The organism is Actinoplanes octamycinicus (assembly GCF_014205225.1).
GTDB classification, from domain to species: domain Bacteria; phylum Actinomycetota; class Actinomycetes; order Mycobacteriales; family Micromonosporaceae; genus Actinoplanes; species Actinoplanes octamycinicus.
On record NZ_JACHNB010000001.1, the window covers coordinates 4214532 to 4229147 of the forward strand.

Below are 14616 nucleotides of genomic sequence, written 5' to 3' on the forward strand. Positions count from 1 at the left end.
CCGCCGCCGGGGTGCGGCGGAGGTGGCGCGATGAACTCGGAAGACGGGCCGATGGTCCGGCCCTTCATGATCACCGGCGGGCGCACCGAGCCGATGCACGACGGGCTGCGGATCGAGACCCAGCTGTACGCCGCCCCGGCCGCGCTCTCCGCGCCGCTGCGGTTCGAGGCCCGGCGGATCGTCGAACTCTGCCAGTCGCCGCGATCGATCGCGGACCTGGCCTCGGCGCTGAGCGTGCCGCTCGGCGTCGTCCGGGTGATCGTCGCCGACCTGATCACCGAAGGCTTCGTGCTCGTGGACCAGAGGCCGGGGGAGCTGTCCACCACACTGATCGAGAGGATCCGGGATCGTGTTCGGGCGCTCTGAAACGGTCACCGCGTCACCACTGGTGGCCGTCAAAATCGTCATCAGCGGCGGTTTCGGGGTCGGCAAGACCACCTTCGTCGGCGCGGTCTCCGAGATCGAGCCGCTGGTCACCGAGGCGGAGTTGACCGAGAAGTCGATCGGCGTGGACGACACCTCGGCGGTCGCCCAGAAGACCACCACCACGGTCGCCCTCGACTTCGGCCGGATCACCCTGGACGAGGCGCTGCTGCTCTACCTGTTCGGCACGCCCGGCCAGGACCGCTTCGCCTTCCTCTGGGACGACCTGGTGGACGGGGCGCTGGGCGCGATCGTGCTGGTCGACACCCGGCGGATCGAGGACTGCTTCCCGGCCATCGACTACTTCGAGGACCACGACATCCCGTTCATCGTGGGCGTCAACACCTTCGACGGGGCGCGCCGCTTCGAGCACACCGAGATCCGCGAGGCGCTCGGCCTCACCGACGAGCTGCCGATGGTCGAGTGCGACGCCCGCCGCCGCGAATCGGTCAAGACCGTCCTGGTCACCCTCACCGAGCGCGTCCTGGCCCGCCGCCTGGAACGTGCCGCGTCGCTCTAGGCATTGAACTGCCGCATCGAAATCGGTGTACCTCCTGTCGAAGCGCACGAGGGGAGGGACCGATGCTCGGGGTGGACATTGAGGCCCTGCGCGGAATCGGCGCGGAGGTCGGCGCAGCCGCCACCACATTGCGGAAGCTGCCAGCTCAAGGTCTCGCGCCGGCCCCGCGCCCCGGTTCGTCCGCGGCCGTCGCCGCCCAGGCCGCCGCGAAGGCCTGGCTGGCGGACCTGCGGCGGCTCACCGCGGACGTCACCGGCTTCGGCGCCCGGCTGACCGACGCGGCCCGCGACCTGGAGACCACCGATCGGGAGAACGCGGGCGACCTCCGGGGGCCGCGATGAGCGAGATGACCCTGGCCGACCTGCTGGTCCTCGACGTGGCGCCCTGGCACACCGCCGCCGACCAGTGGCAGCGGTTGGCGCGGGGCGTCGACGACGCCGCGGAACAGCTGATCCGCGGCACCCGGGACCTGCCGCACGCCTGGCCGGAGGGCGCCGGGTCGGCCGCGGCGGCCGAGCGGGCGGCCGCCCTGCGGGCCGAGGTGAGCAACACCTGCAACCCGGCGAAGCGCATCTTCGACGCGATGGACCAGCATGCCTACGGGATGAGCGCGCTGCGCCAGCAGGCGGAGGGGATCGTGGCCGAGGCCCGGCGGGCCGGGTACTCGGTGGACCCGGCGACCGGCGGCATCACCGCGCCAGCCGCGGCCTACTCGGCGGGCCATCTCGAGCACACCGCGCGGCAGACCGGGTTGCTCCTCAACGACCTGCGGTCGGTCGTCGAGCGGGCGCGCGCCCTGGACGACTCCACCGCCAACGCCATCACGATCAACATTCCCACCCCGAGGACCGGTTTCGGTACGACCCAGCTGCAACCTGTTTCGCGTACCGACCTGGAGGCGCAAGCCCAGCGCACCCCGGCCCAGGTCCGGGCATGGTGGGAGTCGCTGACCCCGCAGCAGCAGGAGCAAGCGATCCTCGACTTCCCCGACCTGGTCGGCGCGTTGGACGGCATCCCGATCACCGACCGAGACCTGGCGAACCGGTCGGTCCTGCTGCGGGAGGACGGCGTGCTCAAGCAGGAACTGGCCACGTCCCAGGCGCGGAGCGACTATCTGCGGAGCATGTACCCGAGCCGGCTCGCGGAGGTGTATCCGCACGTCCTCGACCCGAAGGCGGCCTGGGAGACGGAGCTCATCAAGCTGCAGCGGCAGCAGGGCGAGCTGTCGGGCAAACTGCGCGGACTGAACGCGATCAGCTCCCGCCTCGCCGACCCGAACAAGCCGGACGCGTTCTTGGTCGGTCTCTCGACGGCGGATGACGGAAAGACGATCGTCGCGGTCGGCAACCCCGACACCGCGGACAATGTCGTCACCTATGTACCGGGGACCGGCGAGCAACTCTCGAAGGTCAGGGGCGGCATAGACCGAGCCGATGTCATGGCCGGGGATGCCAATGACCTCGATCCGAAGGCGAAGACTGCGGCGGTGTACTGGTTCGGCTACGACGCTCCGGACGACATCTTCAAGAATGCCGGCTCCAAATCGTATGCCGAGGCCGGCGGCCCCATCCTCGACAAGTTCCAGACCGGCCTGCGAGCCACCCATGAGGGCGAGGTCCCGTCGCACAACACTGTCCTGGGGCACAGCTATGGTGCGACCACCGTCGGTCATGCTGCGATGAGTTCCAGCATCAGTGCCGACAAGGTGGTCTTCGTCGGATCGCCGGGTGTGGACGTCAACCACGCCTCGGAGCTGACCGGCGTCCGGCCGGAACAGGTGTATGCGACGCGCGCGGCTCACGACATGATCCGGGCCGTCCCCGACTGGGGTGTGATCCACGGGAACGATCCGAGCGATCTGGACTTCGGTGCCCGGAACTTCGCCAGTAACCCGGGTAACCCGAACAACGAGGGCGCTACCCACTCGGCCTACTGGGACCCCGGCAATATCGCCCGGAAGAACATAGCAATGATCGTCACCGGCCAGCTGTAGCGAAGGAACGGACCGTGAAACTGGGAAGGCTCATCGGCGCAAGTCTGGTGGCGTGCATCGTTGCTGTGGTCGCCGCATGCGGAGAGGACAAAGCATTGCAGCCCACCGAGACGAACACGCAGGCATCTGAACGTGTGGAGAAGTTGATCCAGGAAGCGTTTGCGCAGTTGCCCCCGGGCAGCAGCCTCAAGCCTGGCATCGATGTGAAGTCTCTGCCGTGTGACGATCCCACCGATGGCGGCCCCGCAGGTCGCGTCATCGTCGAGAAGCGCTATTCGATTCTCCCGCCGGCTGATGGCGCCTGGCAGGCTGATCAGGTCATCCCCGTGCTGGCGGCGTTCTGGCAGCAGCAAGGCTACAAGGCCTACTCGGACCAGCGGTCCGACAAGCGCTACCCCGTCTACTCAGTCGAGACACCGGACGGATATCTGGTGACCGTCCAGGGCTGGGACCGAGAGGATCACCTCGACTACACGCTCGGTGGCGACTCGCCGTGCATCTGGGAGAACGGGACGCCGGACCCGCAGTAGCGCGAGCGGGTGCGCGGTAATCTCGCACGCGATGTTGCCGCCGACTGTGCTTGCCGTGCTGGCCGAGCTGGCGCCGGCCGCGGCTGAGCGGACCCTGGACGTGACCCGCGGGGCGCAGCCGCTGGTCTGGCTGGAGGTCGCGGAGAAAGCGCCGCGGCAGGCCGCCGTCGAGCGGCTCGCCGCGCTGGACGCGCTGCACCGCGAGGAGCGGATCCTGTACCGGGGCTGGGGGTTCCTGGCCGGCCAGGCCGAGATCGAGGGCAAGCCGCGGAAGGTCCGGGTGCCGCTGCTCAGCCAGCCGGTGCACCTGGAGCGGACGCTGCTCGGTTACCGGGTCGTCCCGGCCGGGGACGTCGAGGTGACGCCGCTGGTCGAGGACCGTGAGCTGGCCGCCGCGCTGGAGGCCGCGCCGGGGCTGGCCGCGCCGGGCTGGCTGGAGGCGCTGGGCAGCCGGGCATGGTTGCAATCGGTCGCGGACGCCACCGGCTTCACGGTCGGCGCGATCGTCGGCACGCACCGGGAGATCCCGGCCAGCGGCCTGGTGCTGGTCGCCGCCCCGGCGCTCTTCGTGGTCCGCGACGTCTTCGGCGTCGGTCTCGCGGACAGCCTGCGCAGCTGGGCCGGCCGCGACCTGTCCGGCACCGCGCTGGCCGCCGTCTACAGCAGCCCCGAGCCCACCGCCCGGGACCGCGATCAGCCCGGTGCCGATGCCCGCGGCAGGGCCCTCGATGAGAACCGCGACCAGGGCCGCGACGGCGCGGCGGACGAGGGCGGGGACGACCCGGTGATCTCGCCGCTGCCGCTGACCGGATCGCAGGCCAGGGTGGTGCGGCGGGCCAGGGCGGCGCCGATCACGGTGGTCTCCGGGCCGCCCGGCAGCGGCAAGAGCCACACGGTCGTGGCGGCCGCCCTGGAGGTGGTCGACCGCGGCGGGTCGGTGCTGGTGGCGACCCAGTCGCCGCACGCCGCCGAGGTGCTGGCCGGTCTGCTGGCCCGCTATCCGGGCCCGCCGCCGGTGCTGTTCGGCGACGCGACCGGCCGGGCCGGCCTGGAGGCCGAGCTGACCGCGGGCGCCGATCGAGGGGTCGAGGCATCGCTGATCCGTTCCGGTCAGGCGCGGGTGCAGGCCGCGGCGTCTTCGGTACGCGAGAAGCGCACCGCCGTGTGCCGCGCGCTGGAGCTGGAGCAGTGCGCCGCGACGCTCCCGGACTACCAGCCGCTCCTGCCGCGCCTCGCCGCCGAGGTCCCGGGCGCCTTCGACGACACCGTGGATCTCGACGAGGTGCGGGCGCTGCTGGCCGCCGGCCCGGGCGACGGCTGGTGGTCCCGGTGGCGGGCCCGAGCCGCCCGGCGCAAGGCGTTCCGGCTGCTCGGCGTGAGTGACGCCGCGAGAAGGGACGCCGCCGTGAGCGAGGCGCTCGCCGCGGCCACCGCGCAGCGTGCCGCTTCCCACCTCGCCGCGACCGGGGGCACCGACCTGGCCGCCGCCTGGTCCGCCCTGCACGACGCCGAGCACGACCTGCGCGAGGCGGCCGGCCGGGCGATGCGGGACGCCGCCCGGGGCGCGGACCGCTGGACCCGGGAGGCCCGGCGGGCGGCCGGCGCGCTGGCCACCGCCCTGCGCGCGGGCCGCAACCGGCGCCGCGAGCTGCTCGCCCGGATGGCCGCCGCCCCGTTGGTCCGCGCGCTGCCGCTGTGGATCGGCACGGTCGCCGACGTGGAGGACCTGCTGCCGCCCGAGCCCGGCCTGTTCGACCTGGTGGTGATCGACGAGGCGTCGCACGTGGACCAGATCCGGGCCGCCCCGGTGCTGGCCCGGGCCCGGCGCGCGCTGATCGTCGGCGATCCGCGGCAGTTGCGGTTCGTGTCGTTCGTCAGCGACGTCGACGTCACCCAGGTGCTGGACCGGCACGGCGCCGACGAGCGGCTCGACGTGCGCCGGGTGAGCAGCTACGATCTGGCCGCGGCGGCCGCCCCGGTGACCTGGCTGGCCGAGCATCACCGCAGCGTGCCGCATCTGATCGACTTCCCGGCGCGGCGGTTCTACGGCGGCCGGGTGTCGGTGCTGACCCGCACCCCGGCGGCCGACGCGATCGACGCCGTCGACGTGCGGCACGTGTCCGCCGCCGAGGTGGTCAAGGGCGTGAACCGGGCCGAGGTGACGGCCGCGCTGGCGGCGGTCGAGGAGCTGGCCGCGGCCGGGCACCGCGGGATCGGCGTGATCAGCCCGTTCCGCGCGCAGGCCGAGGCGCTGGAGGCGGCCCTGGTCGCGGCGGTGCCCGCGGAGCGGATCGAGGAGCTGCGGCTGCGGGTCGGCACGGTGCACGCGTTCCAGGGCAGCGAGGCCGACGCGGTGGTGGTCTCGCTGGGCCTGGTGGACGGCGACTCGGCGGGCCGGCGGCGGTTCGTCACCGATCCGCAGCTGTTCACCGTGATGGTCACCCGGGCCCGGCGCCGCTTGGTCGTGCTGACCTCGCTGACCGCGCCGACCGGCCTGCTCCGGGACTACCTGGCGCACGCCGAGGGCCCGCGCGCCGCCGAGCCGGGCCCGGCGCCGGCCGGCTGGGCCGCCGAGCTGGCCGCCGAACTGGACCGGCTGGACCTGCCGGTGCAGCCGGGCTACCAGGTCGGGCCGTGGACCGTCGACCTGTGTGTGGGCCCGGTCGGCGTGTTCACCGGGGTGCACCCGGACGGGCCGGCCGCGCACCTGGAGCGGCAGGGCGCGTTGCACCGGGCCGGCTGGCAGTTGATCGAGGCGTTCCCGAGCCGCTGGCAGGGCGATCCGCGCCGGGCCGCCCTGGAGATCGCCGAGGTGGCGGCCGGTCGGATCTGGGACATGGGGTTCAGCGAGACGCCGGGCAGCGGCACGATGTCGGTGAAGGCGCCGCGAGCCGATCGCGCCCGGCGCTCACCCCGCACCTGACGCCCGGCTCGGGCACACCATTCGTCGCGCCCATCGGCGCTCCGCACATCTGTCCGGGGAGGACCAGATGGCGAACATCTTCACGCAGAACACCAGTTCGTTGTCCAGCTTCATCCGTACCGAGGTCGAGTTCGGCGGCCCGGTCGCCAACGGCTCCCGCGGCACCGCGGTGCGCCGCGTCCAGGAGTGGCTCACCCTGCACGACCACGGCGTGGTGGTGGACGGGATCTTCGGCCCGGCCACCGGCCGCGCGGTCGCCGCCTTCCAGTCCGATCACGGCCTGGCCACCACCAGCACCGTCGACCAGCAGACCTTCGACCGGCTGGTGGCGCCGATGGTCGGCGTGCTCAAGCAGCGGGTCACCCGGTCGGTCCCGCTCGCCGAGGCGGTCGTCGAGTACGCCAAGGCCCACCTCGAACCGCACCCGCGCGAGGTCGGTGGCCCGAACAGCGGCCCGTGGGTGCGGCTCTACATGAGCGGCCGGGAGGGCGAGGCGTTCGCCTGGTGCGCCGGCTTCGTCACCTTCCTGCTCGACCAGGCCGCCCAGTCGCTGAAGGCCGGCAAGCCGATCACCGGCTCGGTCTCCTGCGACACCCTGGCCGCGCAGGCCACCCAGGCCGGTGTCTTCCTGGCCGGCAGCGAGGCGGCCGGCAAGCTCACCCCGGGCAGCATCTTCCTGGTCCGCCGGGTGCCCGGCGACTGGACGCACACGGGCGTCGTGACCGAGGTGCACGACAGCACCTTCGACACCATCGAGGGCAACACCAACGACGCCGGGCAGCGCGAGGGCTACGAGGTCTGCGCCCGGACCCGGTCGTACGACGACAAGGACTTCATCCTCATCTAGGGGGACACCATGCCGGATGCCTTCAAGATCCTCAGAGATCTCGAGATGAAAGCCGTCGGGGTGGATCCGCAGACCCAGAAGATGCAGGAGGGCTACTTCGTGTCCTTCCGCAACGTCGGCCTGCCGATCCGGACCGAGGACTACGCCAACCCGTTCAGCCCGGTCGGGGTGAACCTGAACAAGCCGCGACCGGAGACCGCGCCGGCCTCCCCGGCGGACGCCGAGAAGACCGGCAGCGAGCAGGCGAACATCGACGCCGAGCTGGAGGGGATCACCCGGGCGCAGCGCAGCTACCTGAACACCTTCCTGCTCACCGACGCCAAGCTGCGGATGAGCAACACCTATCAGGTGATGCCGACCAACCGGTCGATCGCCGACTCCTGGTGGGCGATCATGACGGGCGCCAACGGCATCCCGCCGAAGACCGACATCAAACCCGAGCTCAAGGCGGCGTACGACAAGGCGCGCGCGTTCCTGATGGACGCCGACGACAACCCGACCGCGAAGTACCAGAAGTACCTGGACTACCGGGAGAAGTACCGGACGGCGGTGAAGGCGTACAACCGGGCGTACAGCGCCGCGCTGACCGACCCGAAGAAGCTCGGCCGGTTCCCCCAGGAGGGCAAGCTCTACCAGGACGACGTGGACTCGGCGTTCGACGAGTGGCAGGGCTTCGGCGCCAAGAGCGAGGTGGAGAAGGCGCTGGCCACGCTGGCCGCGCAGGGCACCGACCCGGCCATCGCGCTGATCGCCCGGGCCAAGCGTCGCTGGGAGAACAGCCTGCTCAACTTCCCGAGCGTCGGCAACATCCCGTACGTGATCCTGAGCCCGGAGTCCTGGTGCGTCGCCGACGACGACACCGGCTGGTACGACTACACCAAGACCGACCTGCACAACGAGAGCCACAGCTCGTCGTCGAGCACCGCGATCAAGGCGGGCGGTGGCCTGAACCTGGGCTTCTGGAGTGTCGGCGGCTCGTTCTCCAACGAGAAGACCCAGAGCAACCTGAACATCCAGGGCGACTCCCTGGACATCCGGTTCAAGTACACGGTGGTCGACATCAACCGGGTCGGTGTCGACACCTCGCTGCTCTCGCTGAAGAACTGGTTCCTGTTCGGTGACTACCCGAAGCACACCATCTCCCGGGGCACCATGTCCCAGGAGCTGCCGGCGACCGGCCAGGAGGTGTTCCTGCCGTCGATCGTGACCAGCCTGATCCTGGTCAAGGACTTCGAGATCGGCTGGACGAACTGGAAGAAGGAGTGGGCCGACAAGACGTCGTCGACCTCGGCCAGCGCGTCGGTCGGCTACGCCTGCTTCGCCCTCAACGGCTCGTACGAGCACCGCAGCCAGAAGCACGACTTCGAGGCCGACTCCAGCGGCGAGCGGCTGAAGAGCCCCGGCATCCAGCTGGTCGGCTACGTGTCGGAGATCCTGCCGGCCTCGCCGGCGCACGACTCCTCGGAGTTCATGCAGTAATCGACCACCGGGCCGCGGGGCGACCTCCCTCCGCGGCCCGGTCCCTCTGTCTGGCCGATCTCCGGAAGGACATCGCCGTGGGTCTGCTCACCCAATCACTGCTCAAGCCCGTCCAGGACTGGGCCAAAGCCGAGTTCGGCACCCCGCCCGGCGCGCAGGTGGCGTTCCGCTTCGACCGGTTCGGCGTCACCCTGACCGAGGCGGACTTCATGGTGCCCGGCCACCCGGAGCTGGGCATCTCGCCGGAGATGGCGATCGAGCGGTTCTCCGATCTGGTCAACCGGGTGCCGATCGGGGTGGAGGACGGGGACGACGACGTCACGTTCTCCGAGATCGACATCGACACCACGTACTTCCACCGGCTGGTCGACGCGGCCGAGCCGTACCTGCCGGCGAGTCTGCCCGGTCCCGCCCGGGAACACCGGATCACCGCTGTCAGCGTGCTCAAGGCGGAGGCGACTGCGGTCTGGGAGAAGCACTCGGTCGCCTCGGTGACCGGACAGGGCGATTCGGTCCGGCTCTCCACCCCGGCTCCGATCAACTGGTACGACTTGGGCAACTCCGCCGGGTGGCAGTCGCGCTCGTTCCCCATCGCCGGCTCCGACCAGGCCCCGGCGGTGAAGACGTTCCAATGGCGGCTGGCGCCGGACGACGCGCAGATCGGCAAGGCGGTCCAGCTGCCCGCGGCGGAGGTGCGCAAGCTGCCCACCGCTGACGTGCTGCGCCGCGCCGCCCAGCTGCAACGTGGCGATCCGGTCGAGCCGGTGCAGTTCACCGCGGTTCCCGGCGCCGTGGCGAAACCCGTCCTGCGTCCGCTCCCGGCGGACCTGATCAAGGTGTCGATCGCCGACCGGATGCTGGCGAAACGGCGGCTGCTGGAGAACGCGCCGGTGAAGGCGGCCACCACCAGTGCGCAGACGACGGTCGCGTTCGACGCGTGCCTGGTCCGTATCGACCGGCCCTGGCTGTTCTGGCCCTTCCTGACCGATGTCACCTGGGAAGCCGTCGGGCTCAGCCGGGGCGGTCTCAGCGCGGCGAATGCGATCGGTTCGCTGGGCTGGCTGCCGACCGGCCTGCTCGCGATCCGCAACTTCACGATCACCAGCAACTGGTCGGCGCAGGACGTGGAGGCGTCGGCCACCGCGACCAGCTTCGGGCCGTTCGCGGTCGCCGGCAAGATCGCCAACGGGGTGCTCTCCGGGCCGCCGGGCAGCATCCAGGTGATCGGCTGGCTGCTCCAGCAGCTGCCGACCCTGCCGCCCAACGACGAGGTGCCCGCGGCGCCGGCGCCCACCCCGGCGCCCGTCCCGAAGCGGCAGTACACGGTGGCCAAAGGGGACACCCTGTGGAAGATCGCCCGGATGATGTACGGCGACGGGAAGCGGTGGAAGAAGATCGCCGACGCCAACCACATCACCGACCCGAACAAGATCAAGGTCGGGCAGCGACTGGTCATCCCGTGAAGGGGCGAACGTGGACGACATGGACAAGCTCCTCGACTTCGACCGGCGGCTGAGCGGGCTGGTGGCGAAGCCGGCCGGCTGGGACGACGAGTTCCGGCAACTGGTGAGCTCCGGGTTCACCCGCCGGTCGTGGGACCCGGAGACGCCGGTCCGGGGTGTCGACGAGGTGGTCGAGGAGATCGAGGCGGGTCCCGGCCGCCCGGTGCGGGTCTCCGCCGAGCACGGCTGGCTGCACAGCAAGCTCGGCGTGGTCACCACCACCTGCACCTGGGACGGGATCAGCGACGACGACGACGTGCAGGTGGTCCGGGTCTACACCCGGTACACCGAGACGTGGCGCTGCGAGTACTGGCAGGAGACCCGCGCCCACCGCCCGGCGGTCTGACCGCGACGGACAGCCGGACCCGCACGACGCGCGTAGCGGTCGTGCGGGGGCCGGGCCTCGCGGGCCGACTGGCACGGTGCGCCGAGTCGTACCGTGAAAATCGCACCACGGTCCGCATCGAAAAGCGAGCCGGACCGCATCGCGGCCTGGCGGGATGCGCTGACCGGTCGAGGCATCCGGTTCAGGCGCGGTCCGGGTCGGATGCGCTGACCGGTCGAGGCATCCGGATCAGGGGCGGTGCGGGCCGCCGGTCGCGCGGTGCAGCCGCTTGTAGACCGGCGCCAGCCGCTTGTGCAGCTGCGTGTAGACCTCGTAGATGTCGCTGTAGACCGCGCGGTCCGGGCCCGGCTCGAAGACCTCGTCGTTGCGGGCCAGGTCCGGGATGTCGGAGAAGGCGATCATGCCGGTGCCGACCGCGCCGATCCAGCCGGCGCCCCGCGCGTTCACCTGCACCGGGTTCGCGTCGCGGCGGATCTCGATGTCCAGCACGTCGGCGAAGATCTGGCACCACGAGCGGGACCGGGCCGCGCCGCCGGTGATCACCATCGACGACACCGGCGCGCCGAGGAAGCGGTCCACCGCCTTGGCCATCCACCGGGTGTTCAGCGCGACCCCCTCGAACACCGCCCGCAGCAGGTCGGACCGGGTCGTCTCCAGGGAGATGTTCAGGAAGCCGGCGCGCAGATGCGGGTCGTCGACCGGCGCCCGCTCGCCGTAGAGCCACGGCATGTAGAGCACGCCGTCCGCGCCGGCCGGCACGCTCGGGATGATCTTGTCGAAGGCGTCGAAGATGGTGCCCTCGTCCCGGCTGATGTGCCCGGCGGCGAGCAGCGGGTCGTCGTACTCCACGATCTTGTCGCGCAGCCAGGTGAGGTTCGCGCCGGCGGTGGCCTGCAGCGCGGTCATCAGGTAGCGGTCCGGCAGCGCGCACGGGATGGACGCGATCCCGCTGCCCACGTCGGTCTTCTTGGCCGGCACGTGCGCCGCGATCCACGACGAGGTGCCCAGGTAGAGGTGCGGCTCGTGGTCCCGCACAGTGCCGGCGCCGATCGCCGCCGCGGTGTTGTCGATCGCCCCGGCCACCACCCGGATCGAGGCGGGGAGGCCGAGGTGATCGGCAGCGCTGGGGGCGAGCGTGCCGATCACCTCGGTGCATGTCACGATCGGCGGGAACTTGTCCCGGTCGATCCCGCTGGCCGCGACCAGCGACGGCGCGTACCGGATGGCGGTCGCCTTGCGGTTGTCGGTGACCCACGAGGTGAGGATCGAGTCGACGGTGGCCACCGTCCGCCCGGTCAGCTTCAGGTTGATCCAGTCCAGGACGTTCAGGAAGGTCTTCGTCCGCGCGTACACGTCCGGCATCTCGTCGCGCACCAGCAGCATGTGCGCGGCCGGATCCTTGCCGGTGATCGACGGCATCCCCCCGGTCAGCCGCAGCCACCGGGCGATTCTCACGATCGAGATGCCGTCGTACGACGGGAAGCCGCCGAACTGGCGACGCAGGTGCGGCGCTCCGCGCATGTCCAGCCAGCTGATGCACGGGGTGAGCGGCTCACCCGCGGCGTCGACGGCGATCGTCCCCTCGCCCTGGGTCGACGAGCAGATCGTGGTGACCGCGCGCAGGTGCGCCGGGTGGTCCCGGCCGAGGTCGGCGACCACCTCGGCGAGGGCATCCCACCAGGCGAGCGGGTCCTGCTCGGCGCCGCCGCCGGGCAGCACCCGCAGCGGCACCGGGCGCTCGGCCCAGCCGGTCACCGTGCCGTCCGCGGCGACCAGGGCCGCCTTCATCCCGGAGGTGCCCAGGTCGATCGCCAGCACCTGCGGCGCGATCGCCATCTAGACCCCCTCGACCAGGGCGAAGACCTGGTCGAACCGGGCGAGCGCGTCGTCGATGACCTCGTCGGTGTCGGCCAGCGAGGTGTACATCCGGGAGCCGGCCAGGGTGATGATGCCGTGCGCCGCGTACGCCGCGCCCATCTGTTCCATCAGCGTCTTGCGCGCCTTGTTCTCCTTGAGCAGCTTGATCGGGCTGCGCATGTCGAGCAGCATCACGCCGCTGCACTCCAGGTGCACGATCGACCCCTGGTTGTACGCCACGTAGGGCAGCCCGTACTTGTCGATCAGCCGCTGCAGGCCCCGGGTGAGCCGGTCCCCGGCGCGGCCGGCGATCACCGGCGCGTTGGTCCGGGCCATCTCCTGGATCGCGAAGTACCCGGCCGCGCAGGACAGCGGGTTCGCCGACAGGGTGCCGCCGACCTGGATGTGCGCGCCGCTCTTGCCGTCCAGGCCGGAGCCGAACACGCTCATGATGTCGGCCCGCCCGCCGACCCCGCCGGCCATCGGGTAGCCGCCGGAGACGGCCTTGCCGAAGACGGTCAGGTCCGGGGTGACCCCGAAGTAGCCGGCCGCGCCGCCCATCCCGGTGCGGAACCCGGTGACCACCTCGTCGAAGATCAGCATCGCGCCGAACTCGGTGCACAGCTTGCGCACCGCCGCGTTGTAGTCGTGCGGGACCGGCCGGGTGCCGGACTCCGGCCCGAACGGCTCGACGATCACCGCGGCGGTGCCGCCGCGCAGCCGGTTCTCGATCAGCTTGCGCTTGAGCGTGCCCAGGTCGTGCGGGAACGCCTCGCGGGTGCGGCCGGTGGCGCCCCACGGGATGCCCTTGGCGTTCATCCGGAAGCTGCCCGGCACCCGCAGCCCGTAGACCACGGTGTCGGACCAGCCGTGGTACGCGCCGCCGACCTTGATCACCATCTTCTTGCCGGTCTTCGCCCGGGCCGCCCGGACCGCCGCCATCACGGCCTCGGTGCCGGAGCCCAGCGACCGGTACATCTCGATGTGCGGCATGTACTTGTTGATGATCTCGGCGAGCTTCAGCTCGTATTCGTGGAACAGGCCGGTGACCGGGCCGCTCTCCTTGATCACCGCGGCCACCCGCTCGTTCACCGGGCCGTAGTTGCTGCCCAGGATGGTCGGGCCGCCGGCCTGCAGGAAGTCGATGTAGACGTTGCCGTCCCGGTCGGTCAGGTGCGCGCCCTCGGCCTTGTCGATGGCGAGCGGGAACGGGTAGTTGAAGGCCAGGTTGTGCTGGACGCCGCCGGGGATCCGCTTCCTGGCCCGCTCGGTGATCTCCTTGCTGGCCCGGCACTTGGTCTCGAAGTAGTTCAGCGTGTCCAGCAGGGCGTCGTGCCGCAGCCCGCGCACCGGCTGGGCGACCAGGGCCTTGAGCCGGCGCATGGTGTCCGGGACGTCGAGGTACTCGCTGATCATGTAGCCGTGGTCTTCTTCCGGCGCCGTGTCCGGGACTTCGGACACGCTGGGAAGCGGCTCGTCGGAAGGGACCCGGATCGGTTCGACCGCGTCCACGATCTGCGAGGCGATCCGCTTCTCGTCCTTGCGAAGCTTGCCGAAAGCGATCTCCCGGATCGCCGCCGGAATCGTGTAGACCTTCCCGGCCTCCGAGGTCAGCGCCATCAGATAGGCGATCGACACCTTCTCCAGCAGCGCCATGGTGAACACCGCCCGCGACGGGTCGGTGCCCAGCGCCACCACGCCGTGGTTCGCGATGATGAACGCGTTGTCCCCGCTCGCCACCTTCTTCTGCACGTTCTTGGCGAGGAAGCCGGTGCCGGACGGCGCGTAGTCGATGATCGCCACCTCCTTGCCGAGGAAGCGCACCTGCTCGTCGGTGAGCGCCGGGATCGGCTTGCGGAGGAAGGCGAGTGCGGAGGCGTACGGCTGGTGGGTGTGCACGATCGCGTTGACGTCGTGCCGCTCGCGGTAGATGTTCGCGTGCATCCCGCACTCGATCGACGGCACCAGGCCGCCGGCGCCGTCCTCGTCCGGGACGTGCTTGCCCCGGAAGTCGACGATGCAGACGTCCTCGACGCGCATCTTGTCGTAGTCGTAGTTGCTCGGCGTGACGGCGTACAGCTCGTGGCCGGGGATCCGGACCGAGACGTTGCCCTCGGTCGCCTTCAGGTATCCACGGTCGAGCATCGTCCGGCACATGTCGACCACGTGCTGGCGGGACAGTCGGTGTTTCACGGC

Annotated in this window: 12 protein-coding genes; 10 read left to right on the forward strand and 2 right to left on the reverse strand. The window is 71.0% G+C overall.

The window, feature by feature from the left end; all coding sequences use genetic code 11:
- The first annotated feature begins 30 nt into the window (after window positions 1-30).
- The 10 genes from BJY16_RS18795 (at window position 31) to BJY16_RS18840 (ending at window position 10563) form a co-directional block, all read left to right on the forward strand.
- Window positions 31-366, forward strand: a complete 336-nt coding sequence (locus BJY16_RS18795; RefSeq protein WP_185040728.1) for a DUF742 domain-containing protein — start codon at window positions 31-33, stop codon at window positions 364-366.
- Window positions 367-385: 19 nt separating this feature from the next.
- The gene (locus tag BJY16_RS18800; protein ID WP_221502833.1) at window positions 386-943 is read left to right on the forward strand and encodes a GTP-binding protein; all 558 of its coding nucleotides are present in this window, start codon (window positions 386-388) and stop codon (window positions 941-943) included.
- Window positions 944-1005: 62 nt separating this feature from the next.
- Entirely contained in the window at window positions 1006-1284 is a 279-nt protein-coding gene (locus tag BJY16_RS18805) for a hypothetical protein (RefSeq protein ID WP_185040732.1), read from the forward strand.
- A gap of 5 nt (window positions 1285-1289) precedes the next feature.
- Window positions 1290-2936 (forward strand): alpha/beta hydrolase, encoded by a 1647-nt coding sequence (locus BJY16_RS18810; RefSeq protein ID WP_185046536.1) that lies wholly within the window; start codon window positions 1290-1292, stop codon window positions 2934-2936.
- A gap of 14 nt (window positions 2937-2950) precedes the next feature.
- Window positions 2951-3466, forward strand: a complete 516-nt coding sequence (locus tag BJY16_RS18815; protein ID WP_185040733.1) for a hypothetical protein — start codon at window positions 2951-2953, stop codon at window positions 3464-3466.
- A 31-nt stretch (window positions 3467-3497) separates the two neighbouring features.
- Window positions 3498-6389 carry an AAA domain-containing protein gene (locus tag BJY16_RS18820; protein ID WP_185040735.1) on the forward strand — a complete coding sequence of 964 codons (2892 nt, stop codon included), beginning with the start codon at window positions 3498-3500 and terminating at the stop codon, window positions 6387-6389.
- 67 nt (window positions 6390-6456) lie between these two features.
- On the forward strand, window positions 6457-7236 hold the full coding sequence (locus BJY16_RS18825) for a peptidoglycan-binding protein (RefSeq protein ID WP_185040737.1): 780 nt from the start codon (window positions 6457-6459) through the stop codon (window positions 7234-7236).
- Window positions 7237-7245: 9 nt separating this feature from the next.
- Window positions 7246-8715, forward strand: coding sequence for a hypothetical protein (locus BJY16_RS18830; RefSeq protein WP_185040739.1), 1470 nt, complete (start codon window positions 7246-7248; stop codon window positions 8713-8715).
- Window positions 8716-8792: 77 nt separating this feature from the next.
- Window positions 8793-10178, forward strand: coding sequence for a LysM peptidoglycan-binding domain-containing protein (locus BJY16_RS18835; protein WP_185040741.1), 1386 nt, complete (start codon window positions 8793-8795; stop codon window positions 10176-10178).
- Window positions 10179-10197: 19 nt separating this feature from the next.
- Entirely contained in the window at window positions 10198-10563 is a 366-nt protein-coding gene (locus tag BJY16_RS18840) for a hypothetical protein (RefSeq protein WP_185040744.1), read from the forward strand.
- 228 nt (window positions 10564-10791) lie between these two features.
- Here BJY16_RS18840 and BJY16_RS18845 read toward each other — a convergent pair whose 3' ends face one another.
- Together BJY16_RS18845 and BJY16_RS18850 are read right to left on the reverse strand one after the other, a co-directional pair.
- Entirely contained in the window at window positions 10792-12399 is a 1608-nt protein-coding gene (locus BJY16_RS18845; protein WP_185040746.1) for a xylulokinase, read from the reverse strand.
- Window positions 12400-14613, reverse strand: a complete 2214-nt coding sequence (locus tag BJY16_RS18850; protein WP_185040748.1) for an aminotransferase class III-fold pyridoxal phosphate-dependent enzyme — start codon at window positions 14611-14613, stop codon at window positions 12400-12402.
- Window positions 14614-14616: the final 3 nt, after the last annotated feature.

What these genes read in the sequence shown, in the direction of transcription:
- BJY16_RS18830 (WP_185040739.1), top strand. Translation starts at nt 7,246, where the DNA reads ATGCCGGATGCCTTCAAGATCCTCAGAGATCTCGAGATGAAAGCCGTC.
- BJY16_RS18840 (WP_185040744.1), top strand. Translation starts at nt 10,198, where the DNA reads ATGGACAAGCTCCTCGACTTCGACCGGCGGCTGAGCGGGCTGGTGGCG.
- BJY16_RS18845 (WP_185040746.1), bottom strand. Translation starts at nt 12,399, where the DNA reads ATGGCGATCGCGCCGCAGGTGCTGGCGATCGACCTGGGCACCTCCGGG.
- BJY16_RS18810 (WP_185046536.1), top strand. Translation starts at nt 1,290, where the DNA reads ATGACCCTGGCCGACCTGCTGGTCCTCGACGTGGCGCCCTGGCACACC.
- BJY16_RS18825 (WP_185040737.1), top strand. Translation starts at nt 6,457, where the DNA reads ATGGCGAACATCTTCACGCAGAACACCAGTTCGTTGTCCAGCTTCATC.
- BJY16_RS18820 (WP_185040735.1), top strand. Translation starts at nt 3,498, where the DNA reads ATGTTGCCGCCGACTGTGCTTGCCGTGCTGGCCGAGCTGGCGCCGGCC.
- BJY16_RS18805 (WP_185040732.1), top strand. Translation starts at nt 1,006, where the DNA reads ATGCTCGGGGTGGACATTGAGGCCCTGCGCGGAATCGGCGCGGAGGTC.
- BJY16_RS18795 (WP_185040728.1), top strand. Translation starts at nt 31, where the DNA reads ATGAACTCGGAAGACGGGCCGATGGTCCGGCCCTTCATGATCACCGGC.